At 59.4% G+C, this 22949-nt stretch carries 20 protein-coding genes; 13 read left to right on the top strand and 7 right to left on the bottom strand.

What is annotated here, in order from left to right; genetic code table 11:
* Nucleotides 1–281: 281 nt before the first annotated feature.
* From ACO07N_RS26030 to ACO07N_RS26050, 5 genes are all read right to left on the bottom strand, one after another.
* Nucleotides 282–4517, bottom strand: coding sequence for a hypothetical protein (locus tag ACO07N_RS26030; RefSeq protein ID WP_421984491.1), 4236 nt, complete (start codon nt 4515–4517; stop codon nt 282–284).
* A 302-nt stretch (nt 4518–4819) separates the two neighbouring features.
* The gene (locus tag ACO07N_RS26035; RefSeq protein ID WP_421983785.1) at nt 4820–5557 is read right to left on the bottom strand and encodes a MotE family protein; all 738 of its coding nucleotides are present in this window, start codon (nt 5555–5557) and stop codon (nt 4820–4822) included.
* Entirely contained in the window at nt 5554–6168 is a 615-nt protein-coding gene (locus tag ACO07N_RS26040; RefSeq protein WP_421983786.1) for a DUF6468 domain-containing protein, read from the bottom strand. Before ACO07N_RS26040 ends, ACO07N_RS26035 begins: the two co-directional genes overlap by 4 nt.
* Nucleotides 6165–7361: a flagellar motor switch protein FliM gene (fliM, locus tag ACO07N_RS26045; protein ID WP_319387686.1), complete on the bottom strand. Its 1197-nt coding sequence runs from the start codon at nt 7359–7361 to the stop codon at nt 6165–6167. Before fliM ends, ACO07N_RS26040 begins: the two co-directional genes overlap by 4 nt.
* Before the next feature lie 47 nt (nt 7362–7408).
* On the bottom strand, nt 7409–7921 hold the full coding sequence (locus ACO07N_RS26050) for a flagellar basal body-associated FliL family protein (RefSeq protein ID WP_421983787.1): 513 nt from the start codon (nt 7919–7921) through the stop codon (nt 7409–7411).
* A 277-nt stretch (nt 7922–8198) separates the two neighbouring features.
* On the opposite strand from ACO07N_RS26050, the gene flgF reads away from it, so the two are divergent.
* The 5 genes from flgF to ACO07N_RS26075 all read left to right on the top strand — a co-directional run bounded on the left by flgF (nt 8199) and on the right by ACO07N_RS26075 (nt 12519).
* Nucleotides 8199–8939 (top strand): flagellar basal-body rod protein FlgF, encoded by a 741-nt coding sequence (gene flgF, locus ACO07N_RS26055; protein WP_421983788.1) that lies wholly within the window; start codon nt 8199–8201, stop codon nt 8937–8939.
* 21 nt (nt 8940–8960) lie between these two features.
* Nucleotides 8961–9743, top strand: a complete 783-nt coding sequence (flgG, locus tag ACO07N_RS26060) for a flagellar basal-body rod protein FlgG (protein ID WP_421983789.1) — start codon at nt 8961–8963, stop codon at nt 9741–9743.
* A gap of 15 nt (nt 9744–9758) precedes the next feature.
* Nucleotides 9759–10742, top strand: coding sequence for a flagellar basal body P-ring formation chaperone FlgA (gene flgA / locus ACO07N_RS26065; protein WP_421983790.1), 984 nt, complete (start codon nt 9759–9761; stop codon nt 10740–10742).
* Nucleotides 10742–11491 (top strand): flagellar basal body L-ring protein FlgH, encoded by a 750-nt coding sequence (gene flgH / locus ACO07N_RS26070; RefSeq protein ID WP_319382857.1) that lies wholly within the window; start codon nt 10742–10744, stop codon nt 11489–11491. Before flgA ends, flgH begins: the two co-directional genes overlap by 1 nt.
* Before the next feature lie 221 nt (nt 11492–11712).
* Nucleotides 11713–12519: a lytic murein transglycosylase gene (locus ACO07N_RS26075; protein ID WP_421983791.1), complete on the top strand. Its 807-nt coding sequence runs from the start codon at nt 11713–11715 to the stop codon at nt 12517–12519.
* Between the two features lie 90 nt (nt 12520–12609).
* On the opposite strand, the gene dksA is transcribed toward ACO07N_RS26075, so the two are convergent.
* Complete coding sequence (gene dksA, locus ACO07N_RS26080) at nt 12610–13026, bottom strand: RNA polymerase-binding protein DksA (RefSeq protein ID WP_306146208.1); 417 nt, start codon at nt 13024–13026, stop codon at nt 12610–12612.
* Between the two features lie 162 nt (nt 13027–13188).
* Nucleotides 13189–13611: a flagellar assembly protein FliX gene (locus tag ACO07N_RS26085; RefSeq protein ID WP_421983792.1), complete on the bottom strand. Its 423-nt coding sequence runs from the start codon at nt 13609–13611 to the stop codon at nt 13189–13191.
* A gap of 358 nt (nt 13612–13969) precedes the next feature.
* Between ACO07N_RS26085 and ACO07N_RS26090 the strand changes: the two genes are divergently transcribed.
* The 8 genes from ACO07N_RS26090 to ACO07N_RS26125 all read left to right on the top strand — a co-directional run bounded on the left by ACO07N_RS26090 (nt 13970) and on the right by ACO07N_RS26125 (nt 22895).
* Nucleotides 13970–15073 (top strand): flagellar basal body P-ring protein FlgI, encoded by a 1104-nt coding sequence (locus tag ACO07N_RS26090; RefSeq protein ID WP_421984492.1) that lies wholly within the window; start codon nt 13970–13972, stop codon nt 15071–15073.
* On the top strand, nt 15073–15384 hold the full coding sequence (locus ACO07N_RS26095; RefSeq protein WP_421983793.1) for a rod-binding protein: 312 nt from the start codon (nt 15073–15075) through the stop codon (nt 15382–15384). The genes ACO07N_RS26090 and ACO07N_RS26095 overlap by 1 nt, the downstream gene beginning before the upstream one ends.
* Complete coding sequence (locus tag ACO07N_RS26100) at nt 15381–15875, top strand: flagellar protein FlgN (RefSeq protein ID WP_421983794.1); 495 nt, start codon at nt 15381–15383, stop codon at nt 15873–15875. Before ACO07N_RS26095 ends, ACO07N_RS26100 begins: the two co-directional genes overlap by 4 nt.
* A gap of 217 nt (nt 15876–16092) precedes the next feature.
* Entirely contained in the window at nt 16093–16488 is a 396-nt protein-coding gene (locus ACO07N_RS26105) for a hypothetical protein (RefSeq protein WP_421983795.1), read from the top strand.
* 351 nt (nt 16489–16839) lie between these two features.
* Entirely contained in the window at nt 16840–17967 is a 1128-nt protein-coding gene (locus ACO07N_RS26110) for a flagellin (RefSeq protein WP_421983796.1), read from the top strand.
* A gap of 230 nt (nt 17968–18197) precedes the next feature.
* Nucleotides 18198–19325 carry a flagellin gene (locus ACO07N_RS26115; RefSeq protein WP_421983797.1) on the top strand — a complete coding sequence of 376 codons (1128 nt, stop codon included), beginning with the start codon at nt 18198–18200 and terminating at the stop codon, nt 19323–19325.
* 290 nt (nt 19326–19615) lie between these two features.
* Nucleotides 19616–21109 carry a flagellin gene (locus ACO07N_RS26120; protein ID WP_421983798.1) on the top strand — a complete coding sequence of 498 codons (1494 nt, stop codon included), beginning with the start codon at nt 19616–19618 and terminating at the stop codon, nt 21107–21109.
* 292 nt (nt 21110–21401) lie between these two features.
* Nucleotides 21402–22895: a flagellin gene (locus tag ACO07N_RS26125; RefSeq protein WP_421983799.1), complete on the top strand. Its 1494-nt coding sequence runs from the start codon at nt 21402–21404 to the stop codon at nt 22893–22895.
* Nucleotides 22896–22949 lie beyond the last annotated feature (54 nt).

Raw genomic sequence — 22949 nt, forward strand, 5'->3', positions numbered from 1 at the left:
TTCCGCGAAAGATACTTCATACCAACCGTCATAGATAGAAACCCATTTCACCGGGATTGTTTTGCCACAAGGCAAGGCGCGGTTTGCGCGCTAGTGCCGGCACTTCAAGCAAATCGCAACGCGGCATTGGGGCAAAAGAACCCGGCCTCCGGTGGCATGAAACCGGCCATCGGCTGCGTTGTGGCGCTTGCCCGATGCGCCGGCATCGCGCTGCGCACCACGCCTGACCGAGTGGACCGGTTTGATGCCATGAAATGGGTTTCTATCTATGAAGGTTGGTATCAGCCCGCCGGATCGCCCGCTGCGTTTCCGGCTGCGGCCTGGTCATCCGATGCCCGGTTGGGCGACATGTACTGGCGCCTGTATTCCTGCAGGAAGGTTTCAAGGGAATCCGTGTCGGCCAGCCGGTTGGCGACTTCCAGGAACTCCACACCCTGCGTTTCGATCGGCCGCGTCACGACCTCGAAGGCGAGCGCCTCCGGACTGTTCGCCATCTTACCGGTGTACTTGGTCTGCAGCCGCTCCAGGCTCAACTGGTCGCCGGCCAGCGAATAGGCGATGCCGGCGCGCAATATGTCGCGCCTTTCCAGTTCGTCGAGCGGAATGTTGTCCGACCAGCGCGACCCGTGCATCGCTTCGAGCTGCTCGCCCGCATCGCGCCAGCTTTCCGCCGCCCAGAAGGTATCGGCGCGCAGGCGGTCGACGTCGGAACCGCGCATGTTGCGAACCAGTTCCAGCGCCAGATCCGGGCGGCCGTTTTCCGTAAGCGCACGCGCCTCGACGATGTTCCTCTGCCGCTCGAGTGTGGACGGCAGGCTGGCCTGCCTGGAGCGGTTGAGAACCCTCAGAGCCTCGTCGGCTTTCTGATCCATCAGGTAGATCGCAGCGAGATCCGCGGCAATCTGCGCCCTTGCGGCGCCCTTCAGGCGGTTGTCCACCTGATGACGCAACAATTCCGTTGCCTGATCGAGCAGATCGATTTCCACCAAGCGCTTGGCAAGTTGGCGCACCATTTCGTCGCCCTGACGGCCGATGGGTGTCAGCTCGCGAAAGTCGTAATAGAGTGCCAGCGCCTTGACCGGTGACATTTCATCGGCCCTGCCTTCAAGAAACAGGGCATTGAAGAGACCGTTCATTTCTTCCTGCAGCAGACGCGTCGTATCCGAATCCGGATCTGCCTGAACCGCCGATTTCATGGCCTCGAAAGCTTCCCGGTACTGGCCCCGCTCGGCATAGAGCTGGGCCAGGAACCGCAGGGTCTTCAGCTCGACCTCGTCGCCGCGCCAGGACGTTGCAAGGCCTGCAAGCCGGTCGATGGTCTCGTTCATGTCCGCTTCGCCGTCCCGGTACCGGATGCGCAGTGCCCGGTATTCGGCCTCCGCCGCACGCGGCCGGTCGCTGGAACGGGTCACCAGATCGAACACGGTAAGCGCTTCCTGGGACCGTCCGGACGCATCCGCGACGCGGCCGCGGAGAATATCGTATCGGGCAGCCTGTCCCGACGTGACTTCGCTCGGCTCGATTTCCGCCAGAACCCCGTTCGCGAGCCCGAAATCATTGACCTCGACGAGTGCCTGCGCGGCGGCAAGTTTGAATTCCGTCTGGATTGCGCTCGGGTAATTGCCGATCACGGCGCGTCCGCGCGGCATGGCGATGCGCGCAGAAGTCCAGTTGCCGAGCCTGACATCCACGATTGTCTGCCAGACAGCAGCGTCGGGACTGTTCTTCAGGTCCGGCCTGTTGAGATGGGTGTAGGCCTCCAATGGCCGGTTCGCCATCGTCTCGGCGGCTCCCATCATGAGATTGAAGGACGTGTCCTCGGCCAGCGCCGGCTCTTCCTCGAGCGCAAGCTTCATCAGGCCGAGGGCTTCCTGGGCAAACTGGTGAGCCAGATAAAACCTGGAAAGCTCGATCAGTTCCTTGCGCCGCTTCCCTGCAGGCGCACGGGAAAGTTTCCTCTGCAGCTCAATCAGTCTCGAACGGTAGGCGCCCGGGCCTTCGGTGCTCAGCGACACGAACTCGACATTCGTGTTATCCGGGTCGACAATCGAGTTCAGCGCGCCCGTGCCTCCGCGCAAGTGGCGGTTTGAAAGGGCAAGGCCGCCTTCGCGCTCGATGATCACATCGTCCCCAAGCACCTGCATGTTGATGCCGTCGGACCTGGTGACGATCGCGATACCCTGGGCGGAACTCAGCGCTTCCAGATCCACGAATCTCTGGGGCTTCAACAGACCCCGCGGAGGACCGTACCCGGTAACGAGCGAAATCGTGTCGCCGACAAAGGGATCGACGATCTTCCTGATATGTTGCGGATTGCGGTAAAGGACCCGAAGCACCGAGCCGCCGTCCCCGCGGACATTGCGCTCAAGCTGCAAGGGTATCGACGGCTCCAGGATCATGTCTCCGATGACCAGGGACCAGGCATTGCCGTCGACACCAACGGTCGCCAGAACGGGATCGTTCATGTCCAGCCGGATGATCTGATAGTCATCGAACTGTTTGACTTCGATCGTATCGGCGATTTCCGCCAGTGCGGACGCCATGCCGCGCGTGTCGATCGTCGCGTTGCTATCGAAGACCAGCCAGATGCTGTCGTTCCGGCGGAAAACCGAGCTTGAAACAGGCTCCGAAAACGGGAAGACAACCCGGACGGTGTTGCCGATGCGGCGCGCCTCCGCCGAGACAAATTCGCGGATCTCCTGGGCGGCGCTTTCCGGCGGCCGTTCAGGGGAAGGCCGCTCGGGCACATAGTCGCTGCCGCCGTTCGCGCGCCAGACTTCAGGTGCCGAACTCGGCCGGTTTGGCAACTGGATCGCCATCGGCACGCCGCTGCGGCCGAACGTCTGCCCGTTTTGTATCTCGACCGTATCCGCCTGATCCGTTCCGGGCACAGCCTCCATGGCTGCATCCGCCTCGGCCGCGGGCCTGAGTGTCGGGATGCCATTGTTCGCCGGCGCCTGCGCATCGGCGGATTGCGGCGTGGGTACCTGCTTGGAGAGATCAAGCATCGGGGCCGGACGGATCACATCGGCTTCTTCCGGCTCAACATCCGCCAGGGGCAACGCGCCGGGCGAAGCCTGGACTCGCACGATATCCGGCTGCCTGTTGTTCAAAAGACGCGCGCTGGCGGAAACACCGGGAAGGATCGCCGAGGTCACCAGGTCGTCATCCGCATTTGCCGCAACGCCGGCACCGTCTGCCAGCGCGACCGTAAGCTCCGGCGCAGGAAGCGTTTCGACCGCCGAAGCGGTCGATGCCACGCTTGTCTGCAACGAGGCGGCGTCTGCCGGATCGTCCGGCTGCGGAACGGAGGCGCTCTGTGCCCCGGGTTCGGCAGGTGGATCGGCGGTCTGGGTTTGCGGCTTCAGTCTCGGAACGGACAGGCCGCCAGCGCCAGGATCAGCAACCGCAACCTCCACGCCAGTCGCGGGCTCCCCGCCGGGCAAGGGTGCGGCACTGGGCGCACGCGCCTCCTCGTCCCCCTTCGGCATGTTCTCAAACGGCACCGCCAGATAGGCTGGAGATTCGTCTGCACGCGATTCCTTCAGTGTGCCGCCCGAACTCCGTCCGACGGCAACTGGCGGCAATCCGCGCGGATTGTCGACTTCACGGGTATCGCGAAGCCCCGGCGCCGTGATCATGTTCTTGCGGTTCTCGTTGTCCGCGACCGACAGCTCCTTGTTGATCAACGCGTTCGCCGGGTCGTTGACTTCCATGTTTTCCGGCGTCACGTCGATCACGTAGGTCTGTTCCTCGCGGAACGCCCTGATGTCGACCGACGGCTCCACGCGCATCAGGAATTTCAGCTTTCCCTTGTCGAGAAACGACGTGGCGTCGATGACACCTTGCGGCAGGTGGGCGCGCAAGTGCGAGATATCGAGCTGTGCCGGGTGATTGAACGTGAGCTTGATGATGTCGTTTTCGCGCACGAACGCGGTATCGAACTTGATCGACCAATCGAAAACGAGGCGCGTGAAGGTCGGATGTTCACCGACATGCAGCTCGACCTCGGGCCCCTCCTGCGCCTTGAGGCGCGCCTGCTCGAGCGCCCTCACCTTGCGCATCGCCGCTTCGGCACGTTTTGCAAGATCGCGCACGACATCGTCGGGCAGTCCCGGCGGCAGCCCCTGCCAGCTCATCGGGAGAATGTCGACGAAGAGCTTCTCGCCGGCCTCCAGCGTGTTGATCTGGTACTGGTCCTTCAGCGCGAACCGGATCGCGCTCCCGTCCGGATCGCGCCGCGCGATCGTGACATACTCGCCGAGATCCAGCGGAACGTCATCGACCTTGATGTCGACGGGCTCTTCGAACGAAATCCGCAGGACACCGCCCGTGATCAACGCGTCATAAATGGGCAGAAGCGTGCGGTCCTTGAAGGTCAGCACCATGCGCCCGTATCCCTCTTCCGGGATGACCTGAAGATCGACCGGTTCAAGCGGCTGCTGCGCCCTGGCAGGCTGCTGGGACGACAAGAGCAGCAGGGCGAAACATCCAAGCAACAGCGCGACGGACGCCATGACCGCACGCGGACAGATTTTGCCCCCGGTCTCGCGCCACTGTCGGTATGTCAGGATGGATCCCTGCAAACTTTTCATTCCTCGGAAAACGCCAACGCTCTAGGTCAGGTTCCTAGTGTTAGTTAAGTGTTCTTAACGCGCCCTTACGCCTACTCCTCAAATCCCGCATTCCCGGCAGATTTTTCGTGAAAGACCATCCGCATCCCGTCAGAGGTATCTGCGGGCGGTGATGTCTCAATTCCCGGTTCGCACCACCTTGTTTTGAGGATCCCCCTGGCCACCATGCAAACTCCGGCAGAAACCTAGTTTGACGGTATCTTCGGAAGCGCTTCCTGAGCAGGTGCCCGGGCTTGCGCCTGCGCGGCCGGGGCCACCGGCTCGGAGGCCGAACCGCTGCTCGCGATCGCAACGGTGAGACGCTCCGCGGCTTCCGGTGACATTTTCGCCAGCACATCCGCCATCTTGCGCGGCTTCATCTGACGAACCACCTTCAGCAGAATGGGCAGGCTCAGGCGATCGAAAATCCTCGCGGCATCCTTCGGTTTCATCGTCTCGTACATGGTGACCAGCCCGGCAACCTCGTTCATTTCCTGTTGGCGCTTCTTTTCGACCGCGGCCTCGATGCGTTGCTCGAGCACCTTCAGCTCGTCGACGCGTTTCTGGATCCGTTCCTCGGTGGCCTGCAGCAGCTTCTCACGCAGATCGAGCTGGCCTTCCTGTTCCTGCAGCGACTCCCGGCGCCTGCCGAGACTTTCAAGAACCGCCCGTTCGGCGGCCGAACCGCCGATCTCGAGATTGTCGGGCAACACGGGCTGATCGGGCAGGCCGGGCTCCGCAGGAGGAGCTGGTGGCGCCGCCATGGTTTCAACGTCGGCGGTCATCGCCTCCCCGCCGGAGACGTCTTCTGACGGCGTTTCCTGCGCGACTGCGCCGTTGATGGGCAGATTGCCGCTCTCCGGGCCGAACGTGAACCCGAGCAGCTTCAAGGCAAGCAAGGCACTTGCCGATACACCCAACAATGGCAACAGTCTCAAATTCATGCAGCAGCACCATTCCGTCTGCGGAATTGTTCAAGTCTTGCAGTCGCTTCAGCCGCCGCGCTGCGAATGTCCGCCGCTCGGCTCGTGCGCGGGCGCTCCGGCTCGAACACGGGAGCCGACGTTGCGGCGGCCTGTGCAGGCTGTGCAGCCTGGGGCGGCGGCGCGGTCTGCGCAGGCGGCGCGGCATAAGCCGGCTGCGGCACATGCTCGACAGGCTCCACAGGCGACCGGACAGCATATGCATCGGCGCGCGGTGCCGGCTCCGCATGGGAAGAGGCAGCGCGCGCAGCCTCCGCAATCTGCGAAATTCTGGTAAAGATTTTCTCACCCTCGCCGATCTGTTCCGCCAGGCTTCCGGACATGGTTTCCGCTTGCTTAAGACGGGTTCCGAGAACCTTGTCCGCTTCTGCCGCGGTGGTTTTCAGGCCGAGGATCGCGCGTTCGGCGATTTCGGTCGCGGTCATGAGCTCGGAAATGGTGGCCCTGAGGACTTCTTCATCGGCTCTCAGGCGCTGCAGGCGCCGGTTCAGCATCCAGCAGTAGCCGATCGTGATCAGCAGCAGCACCGCGACCAAGCCTTCAATGATCATTCCGATTGGCAAAGTGCTCATGGCTGCTCCATTTCGTTTTGCATGGCGCGCTCGAAAGCTGCCAGGGTCATCTTCGGCTTGCGCAAATTCTTTGCGACCCGGATGGCGATGGAATCCTCCACCTTGCCGAGCGTGCCTTCCGTCAGCGGGACATTGCCGCACTTGATCGTGACCGGATCCGCCGGATCCACGTCGAAAACCAGCGTCTGGCCGATGTCCAGGCTGAGCACGCGGCTGAGCGGCAGATGGGTCTCGTAGAGAACCGCATCGACTTCGACCTCTGCGGCGTGAATCTCGCTGGCCAGGTGCCCTTCCCAGATCGGATCACGGCCGAACTTTTCCCCCATGAACATCTGAAGCAGCAGATCGCGGATCGGCTCCAGTGTTGCGTAGGGCATCATGATCTCGACCGAACCGCCGCGGTCTTCCATGTCGATGCGCAGTTCAACGAGGATCGCCGCGTTCGCCGGGCGTGATATCGCGGCAAAACGCGGATTGGTTTCCAGCCGCTCGAGGTTGAAATGAACCGGTGACAGCGGGGCAAAGGCCTGTTCGGCGTCCTGCAGGATCAGGGCGACCATTTGCTGCACCAGTCCGGTTTCAATCGTGGTGTAGGGACGGCCTTCCACGCGCACCGCGGATGTGCCGCGGCCGCCGCCGAGCAGCACGTCGATGATGGAGTAGATCAGACTGGATTCAACGGTGATCAGGCCGAACCCGTCCCATTCTTCCGCCTTGAAGACGCCAAGGATTGCAGGCAAGGGAATCGAATTCAGGTAGTCGCCGAAACGCACCGAACTGATGGAGTCCAGCGAGACTTCAACATTGTCGGAGGTGAAATTGCGCAGGGACGTCGTGGTCAGCCGGACAAGCCGGTCGAACACGATCTCAAGCATCGGCAGCCGCTCGTAGGAGACCATTGCCGAGTTGATGAGTGCCCGGATCCCGCTCTGGTCACCGGCGATCGTGTCCTCGATGTTGAAGCCGAGGAGGTTGTCGATTTCCTCCTGGTTGAGAACACGGTCTGCCCCGCGCGTGGCATTTTCCAGATCCGGCTCGCTGTCGTCGATCATCGCCGCCCACTGGGCGGCCATGTCGTCCGAGCTGCCTGCACCCTGCTCTTCTAGCGCAGCCCCCCAGGCTGCGGCCAGGTCATCATCATCATCGCCGCCGGCGCCCTGCTCTGCCAGAGCCGCACCCCACGCATCGGCCATGTCCTCTTCGGACAGATCGTCGTCGTCGCTGTCAGCCATTCAATGTGTCACTGAACAAGGATTTCCTTGAACAGAACCCCTTCTACTCTTGCCGGATAGACCGACAGATTGATCCGTCTGAGCAATTCTTCCTTCAAACGGAACAGACCGGCAGACCCCTCCAGGTCCGCGGGGCGCAACTCACGCAGATAAATTTGAAATGCATCCAGAATACGCGGAAGGAACGGCTGGATCTGATCGATCATGGCGCGGTTTTCGACTTCAAGGGCGATACGCACCTTCAGGTAGGTTGTCCGCCCTTCCGTCGCCAGGTTCACGGTCATTTCCGGCAGGTCGAAGAACACCACCGGCTTTTGAACCTCGACCGGCTCGTCCATTTCGCCCGGCACCACCATCGGAGCCTCGGACCCCATCAGGAAGTAGTAGGCACCGCCGCCTGCGGCGAGCAGGACCACAAGCCCGGCACCGCCGAACAAGAGCAGCTTTTTCTTCTTCCCACCTGCTGCGCCTGCACCGCCTTCTTCTTCGACGTCGTCGGCGGCCGCGGTTTCGTCAGCCATTTCGCACTCCGCATAATTCAGCGCTCGCGCGCGGTATTTATTACTAAAGAGTTAATGGTTAACGAATGGTTACCAGCCATTAACGCGAGTCACCGGGCAAATATTGCCAGGTGGTTAACTTCTGCCGGAATCTCTTGCCGTGCGCACCCTCGCCGCTTCGCTTTTACCCAGATTTCCCAAGGATTTAAAAACTGGCACGCGGCATGCATTAACCTTAACGAGCCCGCCGGTCTGGGGAGACAAGCTGGCTCTTCGGGGAGCAAAAGGAGCCGTTCACATGGAGAACGCACTACTCATTGGCCTGTCGCGTCAGGCCGCCTTGCGGAATCAGCTCGACGTGGTCGCCAACAACATGGCGAACATCAACACGTCAGGCTTCAAGGCACAAAACCTGCTGTTTGAGGAATACATGATGCCGGTCGCCGAGGCGACCGAGTTTCAGGCGCAGGACGAAACGCTTTCCTACGTTCTCGACTACGAGACGCACACGGACTTCACAAACGGCAGCTTCAAGGCAACAGGCAACGATTATGACCTTGCCCTTGAAGGGGACGGCTTTTTCGTCGTTCAGCTTGCAGATGGCACCGAGGCCTACACACGCAACGGTGCCTTTCACCTGAACACGGACGGCCAGCTCATGTCTTCCGAAGGATGGCCGGTGATGACCTCGGCCGGCCCGATAACCTTCACTGCGGAGGACGGCATAGTCGAGATTTCGCAGGACGGGACAATTGCCACGGAACTTGGCAACCGCGGCCAGATCCGGGTTGTCGCCTTCGAAAGACCGCAGGACCTGGAAAAGCGGGGCGAAACGACATTTGTGGGTGGAGAGCCCGAGCTCCCCGAAGACACCCGGATTGTGCAAGGGGCTCTGGAACAGTCGAATGTCGATGGTGTCTTTGAGGTGACGCGTCTCATCGAGATCACCAGATCCTACGAATCCGTGTCGAAAATGCTGAAGGACGCTGACGAACTGCGTCAGCAGGCAATCTCGACACTTGGCAAAATTCAGGCCTGACGGCACTAGGGAGCACAGACGATGAAAGCACTCCAGATAGCCGCAACCGGCATGAAGGCGCAGGAACAGAACGTCGAGGTCATCTCGAACAACGTGGCCAACATGCGCACCACGGGCTTCAAGAAGCAAAGAGCGGATTTTCAGGATCTGCTGTATCAGAACCTGCGCAGGATGGGCACGGAAACCTCGGACGCCGGCACCATCGTACCGACCGGTGTCCAGATCGGTTCGGGCGTCAAGCTTGCATCCACGGCCCGTATCATGTCGCAGGGCTCGCTCGAGCAGACGGACGACTCGCTCGACATCGCGATCAGGGGAGAAGGATTTTTCCAGATCGACCTGCCCGACGGGACGACCGGTTACACGCGGGACGGTTCCTTCGAACGGGATGCGGACGGACAACTGGTGACGGTAGACGGTTATACGGTCAATCCCGGCATATCCATTCCCGAGAACATTCAGGACCTGACCATATCGAATGACGGCTCCGTCCAGGGTGTCGACAACACGGGCACGACGCAGCAACTCGGCCAGATCCAGCTTGCACGCTTTGTCAACAAGGCCGGACTTGAAGCGATCGGAGACAACCTCTTCCTGGAAACGGACGCCAGCGGCGCCCCGGAAACGGGCAATCCGAGCGACAACGGCTTCGGCAGCCTGCAGCAATACTTCCTGGAGATGTCCAACGTGGACGCGGTGACGGAAATCTCCGACCTGATCGCTGCCCAGCGCGCCTACGAGATGAACTCCCAGATCATCCAGGCCGCGGACGAAATGTACTCGACCACCACGAACCTACGCTAACCCGGGATAGCTGAGATGATGAGACAGCTTCGCAAAGCCGCATGGGCCTTCCTGCTGACGGGTTTCGCCTGCAGTTCGGCGTTCGCCGGCGACCCGCCGGTCCTGCGGTCCCAGGTCATGACGCTTTCGGAAATCGTCACGGTCGGCGACTTCTACTCCAACGCGGGCACGCATGCCGCTAAACCACTCTTCAGATCCCCTGATATGGGCACGTCCGGTGACGTTGCGGCGAACCTCGTTGCCGAACGCGCACGCGCTGCAGGTCTGGCTTCAGCCGGAACGGACGGATTGCGCACGGTCACGGTCCACCGGGGGGCAACCAAGATCAACAGGGAGCAACTGGCCGGCCTCGTGAAGAAGGCGCTGGCTCAGCGCAATGCTGCAATTGATCACGCCAGCCTTGAGGTGAAACTGTTGCATGCGCCGTCCCAGATCCTCGCCGACCCGAAAGTCGCCGATCCCGTCCGGTTCGAAAGCATTGAATGGGCGGAAGCGAGCGGCAGGTTCATCATCCAGGCAAGCGTGTCCGTCGAGCACGGCACGGAGCAGCTCACTCTTTCCGGGATCGCGCAGGAAATGGTCGAGGTGATGGTTCTTGCCCAGCCTTTGCGCCGGGGGGATCTTCTCAAGGAAGAAGACCTGACCAATATCAGAATGGTGCGCTCCAGCGTTCCCACCGGTGCCGTCCTTTCGCCGGAAGAAATTGTCGGCAAGGAAGCCAGAACGAACATCAGGGCGAACACCCCTCTTTCCCGCAGAACCTTTCAACACCCGGTCCTTGTCGGCCGCGGCGACAAGGTGACCGTGACCTTCAACATGCCGGGCCTGAAGCTGACGTCGCGGGCAAAGGCGCTCGACGACGGTGCCAAGGGTGACGTCATCGATGTGATGAACCTCCAGTCCCGCCGCATTGTGCCGGCGATCGTAACCTCACGCGGCCAGGTGCGCGTTCAAACCGCCAATCCTGTTGTTGCAAGCCTGAACAGCGAGACCAACTGATGCTGACTTCCCGACACAGACACCTGATGGCAAGCATCGCTCTGGCTGCGCTTCTTGCAGGTTGCGGCACGGCGGACCAGCTTGCGCAGGTCGGCCAGCAACCGACCCTCAACGCGATCCAGGACCCCACTACCACCCCCGGCTATCGCCCGGTTCAGATGCCGATGCCGGAACCGCAGCAGGTGCACTACAATCCGAATTCGCTCTGGCAGTCAGGCAGCCGCGCCTTCTTCAAGGACCAGCGCGCAAGCCAGGTCGGCGACATTCTGACTGTCGTGGTCACCATCGACGATGAAGCCGAGATCGAAAACACCACGGAACGCAACCGCACCGAATCGAGCGGCGCCGGTGTGGGCGGTGCGCTCGGTACGGCGATCGACACGATCTTCCTGCCTGCCGGCACCGCTGCAAGCGATCTTGCCAATGTCGGCAGCAATTCAAGCTTCCAGGGCGCCGGCAGCGTGGATCGCGAGGAAACGCTGCAGACGCAGATCGCCGCGGTCGTCACGCAGGTGCTGCCCAACGGCAATCTCGTGATCGAGGGCAGACAGGAAGTCCGCGTGAATTTCGAGGTTCGCGAGCTCATCGTCGCCGGCATCGTGAGACCGGAAGACATCACCGCCAACAACCGCATCGCAAGCGAACAGATCGCCGAAGCGCGGATCGGCTACGGTGGCCGAGGCCAGATCACGACCGTCCAGCAGCCGCGCGTCGGCAACCAGGTCCTGGATATCCTGTTGCCCTTCTAGGCAGTCCCCGACCGGTATCAGTCCCCCGGCCTGCCCTGGGCAAAGTGTTCTAGAAACTTCGACCAGGGCGGCTGATGACGGGCACGGCATCTCGCTCCCCGAGTGCCGTGCCCGTTCTCGTTTTTCGTTTAAATCCGCTTTTCTGATATGACGCAGCGTCATTTTTCAATAGAGTAAATTTGGGTCCGTACCCTAGATCGATTCAGGTAACCGGAGGCACCATGCGCCCGCTTTTCTTGACTGTCGTTTGCTTTTTGTTTTTGTCGACCACACCTGCCCTCGCCGCGACATGCGGCAACGGGCCGAACGGGTTCGAGGCCTGGAAACAGGACTTCATTGCCAATTCCAAGCGCTACGGATTGAAGCAGAGAACCGTCAATTCCGCCTTGCAGAACGTGAAATACAACTCCAAGGTCATCCGTCTGGACCGGAACCAGAAGTCATTCAAGCTCAGCTTCCAGCAGTTTTACGCAAAGCGCGTCAACAACGCGATGATCCGCCGCGGACAGAAACTCGGCAAGACCTACGCCCGCCTGTTCAGCCGGATCGAAAAGAAATACGGCGTCCCTGCTCCGGTGATTCTGGCCATCTGGGGCCTGGAAACCAACTATGGCGGCTATCTCGGCAACATGCCTGTCCTGCAGTCCCTGGCAACGCTTGCCTATGATTGCCGGCGCTCGAAGTTCTTCACCAACGAACTGGTCAACGCTCTCAAGATCGTCCAGAGGCGCGACATGACACCCGGAGAAATGCGCGGTGCATGGGCGGGCGAGATCGGCCAGACACAGTTTCTCGCCTCATCCTACATGAAATACGCCGTCGACTATGACCGCGACGGCCGCAGGGACCTGATCCGTTCGGTGCCCGATGTCCTCGCCTCGACAGCAAACTATCTGCAGAAAAAGGGATGGCGGCGCGGCCAGCCCTGGGGGCCCGGCACGGCGAACTACCGCGTCATCAGGGAATGGAACAGGGCAAGCGTCTACGTCCAGACCATTTCGGTCATGGCGGACAAGATCGCCAACTGATCGCATCACAAGAAAAAGGCCTCCCCGTTCAGGGAAGGCCTCGAAGGTGCTCAGGCCAACCGCATCCGGCTGGCCCGCCGTTTCTGGAAATCAGTCGTCGCGATAGACTTTCTCGCGTCGCTCATGCGCCTCCTGCGCTTCGATCGACAAGGTTGCGATCGGTCTGGCTTCGAGGCGACGCAGGGAAATCGGCTCGCCGGTTTCCTCGCAGTAACCGTAACTCCCGTCTGCAATGCGCTCCAGGGCATCATCGATCTTTGAAATCAGCTTGCGCTGCCGGTCCCGAGCACGCAGCTCGATCGAGCGATCTGTTTCAGAGGATGCCCTGTCGGCAAAGTCGGGATGGTTCTGGCTTTCTTCCTGAAGGTTGGTCAGCGTTTCCTTGCTTTCCTTCAGAATCTCATCTTTCCATGCAAGCAGCTTGTCTCGAAAATACTCGCGCTGCCTGTCGTTCATAAACGGCTCGTGTTCAGAGGGACGATAGTCAGACTCAATTTCAACCGTCATCGATAGCTCCGGATTACCGTTAGGCCGCGCGCAATATATAGCTGGTTCCATCAGGCGACAACGGTTCATTTCTGAAAAATATCATTAAAAAAATGTCATAATTTTCAATTTGTTGTGCGCGAAACCACGAGTTTGACAGTAAATTAATGCCAAGTTTTTCCATCACCTGTCCGTGAAACGGCCAAGCTTTGCAAGCTCGACTTTCACGCGCAATTCGATCTCTTCAAGCACGGAATCAATCCGCTCATCCCCGCTGGATTTGCGATCTGCAACCTGCGCCGCAAGGACCTCCAGACGCGCCTCTGAGACAACCCCGGCGAGCAGATCGGCACGCACGGCCTCGAGCGAATCGAGCATGGAATGCCCGTGTCTGGCCGCTTTTGAGCGGCGTTCCGCGCGTTCGTCGACTTCCTGGAGCGCCAGCAAGGCGTCCATTCCCTGGATCGCGTTGCCGCCCGCAATCTGCGTTGACTGGGTGACTTCACTTCCCGCGTCGGGCTTGAACTCGTGAGCCCCGGACGGAGACTTCTTTCGTGCCCCCTTGCCCTGGACGCCTGTGACGGGTTTGTTGCCTGTGATGCGCATGACGATCGTTCAGCCTGGTTGGATCTCGTCTCGGCCGAAAATGCTCCGGATCTCTCGTGTCACCTGTCGAAACTTCGCTGAAGGGTAAATGAGTCCTTGCACAGGAGGCAATATTTGCCGACCCGGAAAAAGGTTTCATTAACCAGTTTCATCACGAGTTTCGCAAAACAGCGGGCTCGCATGCGATTTTCCTACAGAAAACCGGGACTTGCGCCAGACTGCCCGTGTCCGGGCGAAGATGGCACGCCTTTCGCATGAGAAAGCGCAACTTAGGCAGGCCGGCAATCAGACCGGAAAAACTGGACCGGGAACAGTGATGCGACAGTTGCGCAGGGAAATATCAGCACGGATGGCGAAGATGCTGCAGCTTGCGGGTCTTCTGACAGTCTTGGCCGCGGTAGGCCTGACCTCCGCGCAGGCGGCGTCCCGGATCAAGGACATCGCAGATTTCGAAGGCATTCGCGAAAACCAGCTGATCGGCTACGGCCTCGTTGTCGGATTGAACGGAACCGGCGATTCCCTCAACAACACGCCATTCACCCAGCAAAGCTTGCAGGCCATGCTGGAGCGCCTTGGCGTCAACACACGTAACATCGCCCTGAACACCAATACCGTGGCGGCCGTGATGGTAACGGCAAACCTGCCTCCTTTCGCAACGCAAGGCACACGGATCGACGTCAATGTCAGTGCGCTTGGCGACGCGGATTCGCTTCAGGGCGGCACGTTGCTGGTAACGCCGCTTGTCGGCGCTGATGGCGAGGTTTACGCGATCGCGCAGGGGTCGGTGGCGATCGGCGGCTTTTCAGTCCAGGCGGATGCCGCCTCGGTTGTGCGCGGTGTGCCGACTGCCGGCAGGATCGCCAACGGCGGTCTTGTCGAGCGGGAACTGGAGTTCAAGCTGGCCTCACTCACATCATTGCGTCTCGCACTGCGCAACCCTGATCTGACAACCGCGCGGCGCGTCGCCCTGTCCATCAACGAACTGATCGGCCTGCCGACCGCCGAGCCGCTGGACCCGGGAACCGTGCGCCTTGATCTTCCGATGAACTATGACGGCAACATCGTCGATCTTCTGACCGATATCGAGCAACTCATCGTCGAACCGGATCTCGCCGCAAGGATCGTCATCGACGAAAACTCCGGCATCATCGTCATGGGTCAGGATGTGAAGGTATCGATGGTTGCCGTCGCGCAGGGCAATCTCACCGTTACGATCGCGGAAACACCGCAGGTTTCCCAGCCACTGCCTTTCGCCGACAACGGCCAGACGGTGGTCGTCCCCCGCTCCGAGGTCGGCGTCGACGAGGAAGGCACAAAACTGGCAATCGTCCCGGAAACCATCACGCTGAAGCAGCTTGTTGATGGCCTGAATGCCCTCGGCATCGGTCCGCGGGACATGATCTCCATCCTTCAGGCGATCAAGGCCGCGGGCGCACTCCAGGCCGAAATCGAGGTACTGTGATGCTGGAAACGACGGCAGCCTATACCAATCGGCCCGATCCGCTGGCGGCGATCCAGGGCGTCGATACGAAGAACAAGACCGCCGTCCGCGAAGCAGCCGAGGAGTTCGAAGCGGTTTTCCTGAACACGATGCTGCAGAACATGTTCACGGGACTCAACGAAGGGGGCACCTGGGGCGGCGGAACCGGTTCCGACGCCTGGCAGGATCTCCTGATCGACGAATATGCGCGCTCGATATCCAAGTCCGGCGGGATCGGTCTGGCCGACAGCGTCGAACGCGAATTGCTGAATCTGCAGGAGGGGGCTCTATGACTGCACAGCCGAATGCCAACACGTTTCCGTTTTCCCTGGACAGACCTGCGAGCAAGCAGGAGGCGGACAATTTCTGCTCGGCCCTTTCCGGGACCATGGAGGCTCTGCTGTCCGTGATCGAAATGGAAACGGACCTCGTCAGGGCCGGCAAACTCAAGGAAGCCGGTGAACTCCAGCCTGACAAGGCACGGCTCATTCACGAATATACCCGCGGCATGATGGCGGCGAAGGAACATGCGGTCGCGCTCGGCAATCTGTCGTCGGCCGCAACACAGGCCCTGCGGCGCCAGCACAGCGAGTTCCAGCCTGTCCTGCGGATAAACCTTGCTGTCCTGTCAACCGCGCGCGACGTCGCCAACAACCTGGTTTCCACCGTTGCAAAGGCGGCCGGTGCAAAAAATGCGTCTGCGCCAACCACCTATGGGCGCGACGGCGCGGCCCCGTCCGGACCGCAATCGGCCCGCGGGATCGCGGTCAATCAGGCACTTTGATAAAGAGATCCGGCAAGCCTTGCATCGAAAGGCCTCCCGGCTCGGGAGGCTTTTTTAGTTTCCACACCCCGAGCGGAGACCCGCCACACGAATCAATGCCGTGATTCGAAAGCCGGCAATCCGGCAATTCCTAATCATTTCGTTAACAGAAGATTCATTTCCTTACGTTAAGTTGGAGTTTGTACGGGTGTTTGTTTTGAGTACCCCGGAGGGAAAGATGTTGGACACGGGAATTGCCCGGCCGCCATCGCCGACCTATACGGCGATCACGCCGGTAACACGGGCTCCGGAAAAGAACGAGCCGGCCGCCAGGACGGAGTTGCCCGCGCGGGAAACCGTCGGACCTGCCACCGATTCAAGCGAAAGCCAGCGCTCGGCTCAGAACAGCCGCGACGGCAAATCACTGTTTGAGAGCGTGACCCCGCAACTGGACCGCCGCAACGTCGTCGATCCGGAAAGCAACAGCGTCATCTACCAGGCCACCAACACCGATACGGGTGAAGTGGTTCGCCAGGTGCCGAGTGAAACGCTCCGCAGGCTGCGCGCATACGCCGAAACGATCGAGACCCAGACCGCCACGGCAGCCGCATCCAATCTGCAGCGGACCGTTTGATCCGGCGCACCCTACCCGATCTTCATTCGAAAGCCTGACCGTCAACATGCCCGTTTGGCATGTGGCGGCAGCACGCTGCCCTCTCCTCTTCGGCGCGACAGCCTGATTCCGTCATCGTTTTCAAAGCGATGCGGCGGATTGCACACGTTGATTTCAAGGTTAAAATTCAAAGTTAAAATATTACAAATTACTCCATTAACCATTTAACCAAATAAATTTACGATATTCATTCACGAATACTTTAGGTTAAATCTCACTAACCAAATAAATTATCATTTAATACAATATCGAACGTCAGAGTTCAGCTGCCATTCAGGAAGAATGGTATTCAACAGCAGAAGGAACTCTGTAATGGCTGGAATTACACTCTCCAGTGCAGTGCGCACGAACCTGAACTCTCTTCAGGCAACTTCAAGCCTCATGAGCGCGGTTCAGGAAAGACTCTCCACAGGCAAGAAAGTGAACTCGGCGCTGGACAACCCGAATTCTTTCTTCACGGCTCAGGGTCTTGAAAACCGTGCAAGCGATCTCAGCACCCTGCTCGACGACATGGGTCAGTCGATCCAGGGCCTGAAAGCCGCTGACAAGGGCATCTCCTCGATCTCCGATCTTGTCGATGCCGCAAAGGCGAAAGCCAATCAGGCGCTTCAGACCTCAAGCCAGACCGAGCGCGCTCAGTTCGCGACGGAATACAACGAACTCCTCGGTCAGATTGAAGATCTTGCCAAGGATGCGGGCTACGGTGGCAAGAACCTGCTTGGCGGAACGGGTAACGATCTCAGCGTTGTCTTCAACGAAGACGGCACGTCTTCGCTGTCGATCTCCGCGGTCGATTACACCGACACATCCCTGTCGACCGGCCTGAACCTGTCGGATCTGGCAACGGCCGTGGACGGAACCGGAACGCTGTCGTTCACCGCCGCGAGCACGACGACCACCCTGACGACGTCCACACAGTTCGCTTCGGGCGACACGCTCACGCTGACGGATGCCAACGGCTCGGAAGTTGCGTCGATCACCATCGACGACAACACCACTGTCGCTGATCTGGAAGCCGTTTACGACGGTCTTGACGGCGTGAGCGCCTCGTTCGCTTCAAACGCGCTGACGATCACGTCCGAATATGTGCTGACAACCAGCTCGAGCGGTACTCTGCCGGACGAGACGACCAACGGCACGGATTCGGGCTTTGCCACGGACACGGCAATCGAGTCCACACTCAGCTCGCTGAAGAGTGCGCAGGATACGCTTCGTGCCCAGGCGTCCACATTCGGTACCAACCTTTCCATCGTGGAAAACCGTCAGGACTTCACCAAGGCCCTGATCAACACGCTGGAAGAAGGTGCTGGCAAACTGACGCTGGCCGACACCAACGAGGAAGGCGCAAACCTGCTGGCTCTGCAGACCCAGCAGACCCTCGCATCGACCTCGCTGTCCCTGGCAGCCCAGGCCGACCAGAACGTGCTGCGTCTCTTCTAAGAAGGGCGAAATCTCGGACCTCGGGTCCGGCTTCAACCATAGATGCGGCGGGCAAAGTCCCGCCGCATCCCGTTTCTGAGGCACGAAAGACAACTTACCTTTAGTTACAAAGCGTTAAGGTTAAACCGCGCTAACCAGTTTTCTTTAGAGCTTGTTTTCAAATTCGGCCGTTTGATGAGCCTCGAACCCAGGAAGGGTTCTGTATCTCGTATTCCTAGAAGGGAAACAAAATGGCTGACATTACTCTTTCGAGCGCCGTGCGCTCGAACCTGAATGCACTTCAGGCAACCTCCGCGCTCATGTCTTCCGTTCAAGAAAAGCTTGCAACGGGCAAGAAGGTGAATTCGGCGCTCGACAATCCGAACTCGTTCTTCACTGCAAAGGGCCTCGAGAACCGTGCGAACGATCTCAGCACCCTGCTCGACGACATGGGGCAGTCGGTCCAGACCCTGAAAGCCGCTGACGAAGGTATCTCGGCGATTTCCGATCTGGTCGACGCGGCAAAAGCGAAAGCCAACCAGGCCCAGCAGACCTCAAGCCAGACGGAACGCGCTCAGTTCGCGCTTGAATATAATGAGCTGCTGACCCAGATCGAGGATCTGGCGAAAGACGCCGGCTATAAGGGCAAGAACCTGCTTGGCGGCACGGGTAACGATCTCAGCGTGACCTTCAACGAAGACGGCACGTCTTCGCTGTCGATCTCTGCTGTCGATTACACCGACACATCCTTGTCGACCGGCCTGAACCTGTCCGACCTGGCAACAGCCGTGGACGGAACCGGAACGCTGTCGTTCACCGCCGCAAGCACGACGACCACCCTGACGACGTCCACGCAGTTCGCTTCGGGCGACACGCTCACGCTGACGGATGCGAACGGAACGGAGGTCGGTTCGCTTACGATTGACGACACGACGACCGTTGCCGACCTGGAATCGTTTTATGACGGAATTGACGGCGTAAGCGCCTCGTTCGCTTCAAACGCGCTGACGATCACGTCCGAGTTTGTGCTGACAACCAGCTCGAGCGGCACTCTGCCGGACGAGACAACCAACGGCACGGATTCGGGCTTTGCCACGGACACGGCGATTGAATCCACACTCAGCAACCTGAAAAGCGCGCAGGACACGCTGCGTGCCCAGGCATCCACCTTCGGTACCAACCTTTCCATCGTGGAAAACCGTCAGGACTTCACCAACGCCCTGATCAACACGCTTGAGGAAGGCGCCGGCCAGTTGACCCTGGCGGATACCAACGAGGAAGGTGCAAACCTTCTGGCTCTGCAGACCCAGCAGTCTCTGGCATCCACGTCGCTGTCCCTGGCAGCGCAGGCCGACCAGAACGTGCTGCGTCTCTTCTAAACCAGCAAGCGTTTCAAAGACTCAGGAAGGCGGGCCCCGGCCCGCCTTTTTTGATTCCTGCCCCGACCAGCGCTGAAGTCTCTTCCGCACAAGCCTCCCTGCCCTTTCGCAATACGGTCTGCAATAGCGGATTCCTGCCGATTTCTCTTTCCTTTTCAGGGCGTTAAGTCCTCGTTAACCCTATAATGCCATCCAATTAACCAATGATTAGGGTTAACAGGAGATGATCCTAATCAACCGGCTCAGGAAGAGCGGATGTAGTTAGTTGACCCAGGAAAGGGATATCTAAGATGCAGGACATCACCCTGTCAGCTGCCGTGCGGCAGAACCTTCTCACACTTCAATCCACCGCAGACCTGATGTCCGGCGTCCAGAACAAACTGGCGACTGGCCTCAAGGTCAATTCGGCTCTCGACAATCCGAATTCGTTCTTCACGGCATCGGGCCTCAACTCCCGCGCAAGTGATCTGAGCAACCTGCTCGACGACATGGGACAGTCCCTGCAGACGATCAAGGCAGCCGACAAAGGTATTCAGACCATCACCGACCTGGTCGAATCCGCAAAGGCGAAAGCCAACCAGGCACTGCAGACCCAGAGCCAGTACGAGCGCAAGACCTTTGCAGCTCAGTACAACGACCTTCTTGAACAGATTGAAGACGTTGCGAAAGACAGCTCCTACAAGGGCAAGAACCTGCTCGGCGGCGTCGGCAACGATCTGACGACCATCTTCAACGAAGACGCCACGTCGAAACAGACCATCGAGTCCGTCGACTACACCGACACAGCCTTGTCGACCGGCCTGAACCTGTCCGATCTTGCCGAAGGCCAGGGGTCCACCAGCACGCTGCAGCTTCAGGGCGGCAAGGTGACGCTGGCACTTACAGATGGCAGCGGCGCCGCTCTGAACAGCAGCTCGGTCCTTGGAGACTCGACGGCTGTCGCGTCGACAACCACGACACTCACCTTTGTGAACAACGAAGGAACAGCCCCGGCCTCTTTGGGTGCTGTAACAGGTGCTTCCAGCGTTCAGGATCTGGTGGACGGTTTGAACGCCCTGTCAGGAGTGCGTGCCGAGTTTGACAACGGCACCGGCGAGCTGACCATCTACAGCAACGAAGACTTCTACGTTGCCGACGGCACCATCGGTGCCGGTCTGTCAGGTTTGACCGTGGCCGCGACGGCGTTCGCCACCACGTCCGCCCTCCTCGTTGACTCCGGCTCCTACGCCGTCGGCGACACGCTGACACTGACGGACGGCAACGACTTCGAGCTTGGCTCCCTGGAAATCGAGGCTGATACCACGGTCGATGATCTTGAAAACTTCATCAGTGATTTCAATGGTGTCGATGCAAGTTTCAGCACATCGTCCGGACGTATCACGATCACGTCGGAAACCGACCTGACGCTGACAAGTGACAACGCGGATTTCAATGCCACGGGCTTTACCCAGGACACGGACGGGATTGTGCTGGATGCGATCTCCGACTCGGGATTTGCAACGGACAGTGACATCAACAGGATTGTCGACCGATTAAACACGGCTCTCTCGAACCTCCGATCGCAAGCGTCCGAATTCGGTACCAACCTCTCTGTTGTTGAAATTCGTCAAGATTACACGAAGACGATGATCAATACATTGCAGGAAGGTGCAGGTCTTCTGACCCTGGCCGATACCAACGAGGAAGGTGCAAACCTGCTGGCTCTTCAGACAAGGCAGCAGCTGGCGTCGACCTCATTGTCCTTCGCCTCTCAGGCAGACCAGACAGTGCTATCCCTCTTCTAAGTCTAGAAGAATCAGTCAGACGCACGACTCACAAGCTGACAAACAGAAACGGCGGGCTCAAAGCCCGCCGTTATCGTTTTGCGCTCCTGGCACAGTCTAAATTCTACAGATTTTTCTCATATCTTTCAGCTACTTAAAAGAAAGCTTTTGGTAACTATTATTTACAGCGCGTTAATCAGTGCATGACCGATTAACTTTCCATTCAGATTTACGTCGCGCGTGCTCGCTCAACTTCAGCAGTCTCTGAGAAGCACTTGCGACGGGTAGCGAATTAGGAAAGCGGTGAAGTCTGATGTCTGATATTGTTCTATCAAGCGCGGTCCGGGACAACCTTCTGTCGCTCAAGCAAACGGCAGATCTGCAATCAATCACCCAGACACGTCTTGCCACGGGCCTAAAGGTCAACACGGCGCTCGACAACCCGAACTCATTCTTTACAGCGCAGTCTCTGAACGACAGGGCGAGCGATCTTGCGAACCTCCTCGATAACATGGGACAGGCGGTCCAGACCATCAAGGCTGCGGACAAAGGCATCACGTCGATCACGAAACTTGTCGAATCGGCAAAAGCCATTGCCAACCAGGCACTTCAGACCTCAAGCGAGTTTGAGCGGAAGCAGTTCGCCAGCCAGTACAACGACATACTCGAGCAGATCGAGGACATGGCACGGGACTCCAGCTACAAGGGCAAGAACCTTCTCGCCGGTGCCGGCAACGAACTGGAAGTCATCTTCAACGAGGACAGCACGTCCAACCTGACCGTTGAACCCGTCGACTTCACGGACACCACACTCGATGACGGCCTGAACCTCGACGATCTCAACACCGGTGGCACCGGTACAGCCTCGTTCAACCTCTTCGGCGGCACGGGATCGCTCACGCTCACCGGGCTGCAGGCATCCTCGAACCTGACAGACCTCGGCGACTGGGCGGCCGGTGACCAGGTTACGATAACCGACAGCTCCGGAACGACGACCCTAACCGTTGGAACGGACATCACGACCGTTCAGGACTATGTGGACGCCCTGAACGGCCTTGACGGTGTCCACACCAGCTTCGACGAATCGACCGACTCGATCGACATCACGAGCGGCACGTCCGGTCCGATCTACATTTCAAAGAACGCTGCGGGTGGCGGCACGGCGACCGACGGTGGTGCTACCGGCGGAACGACGACAACTCTGACGGTCTCCTCCCTGAGTTCGACCGCGACACTGATCACGTCGGGCGGCTTCCAGGCCGGCGACACGATCACCATCACCGACGGCAACGGGTTCGAACCGGCCTCGATCGAAATCGACGACGAGACGACCGTGAGCGACCTGGTCAGTTTCATCGACAATGTGAAGGGTCTCGATGCGTCGTTCTCGGGCGGCAGCATCAGCCTGATCGGCGAAGTTTCCTTCGACATAACAAGCAGTAACTCGGATTTTAACCGGACGACCCTCGGCAGCACATCAGGCACTGTCGGCTTGTCGGCAGCCGCATCCGAGTTCAAGTCCGATACGGATATTGACCGAACGCTTCAGGCGATCAACGCGGCCCTCGACGAACTCAGGACGGCGGCAAGGTCGATGGGTACCTCGCTCTCCACGGTGGAAATCAGAACCGATTTCACACAGCAGCTCATCAACACACTTGAAGTCGGCGCGGGTGAGCTGACAATCGCGGACATGAATGAGGAAGGGGCGAACATGCTTGCGCTGCAGACGCGCCAGCAGCTGTCGTCAACCGCATTGTCGCTTGCAAACCAGGCGGACCAGAGCGTCTTGAGCCTGTTCGGTTAACAGCCGGGATGAAAAGCATTAAGGTATCGGCAAGGCACGTTAACCAATTTGTTA

This window comes from Roseibium sp. (genome assembly GCF_965229775.1).
Taxonomy (GTDB): Bacteria; Pseudomonadota; Alphaproteobacteria; order Rhizobiales; family Stappiaceae; genus Roseibium.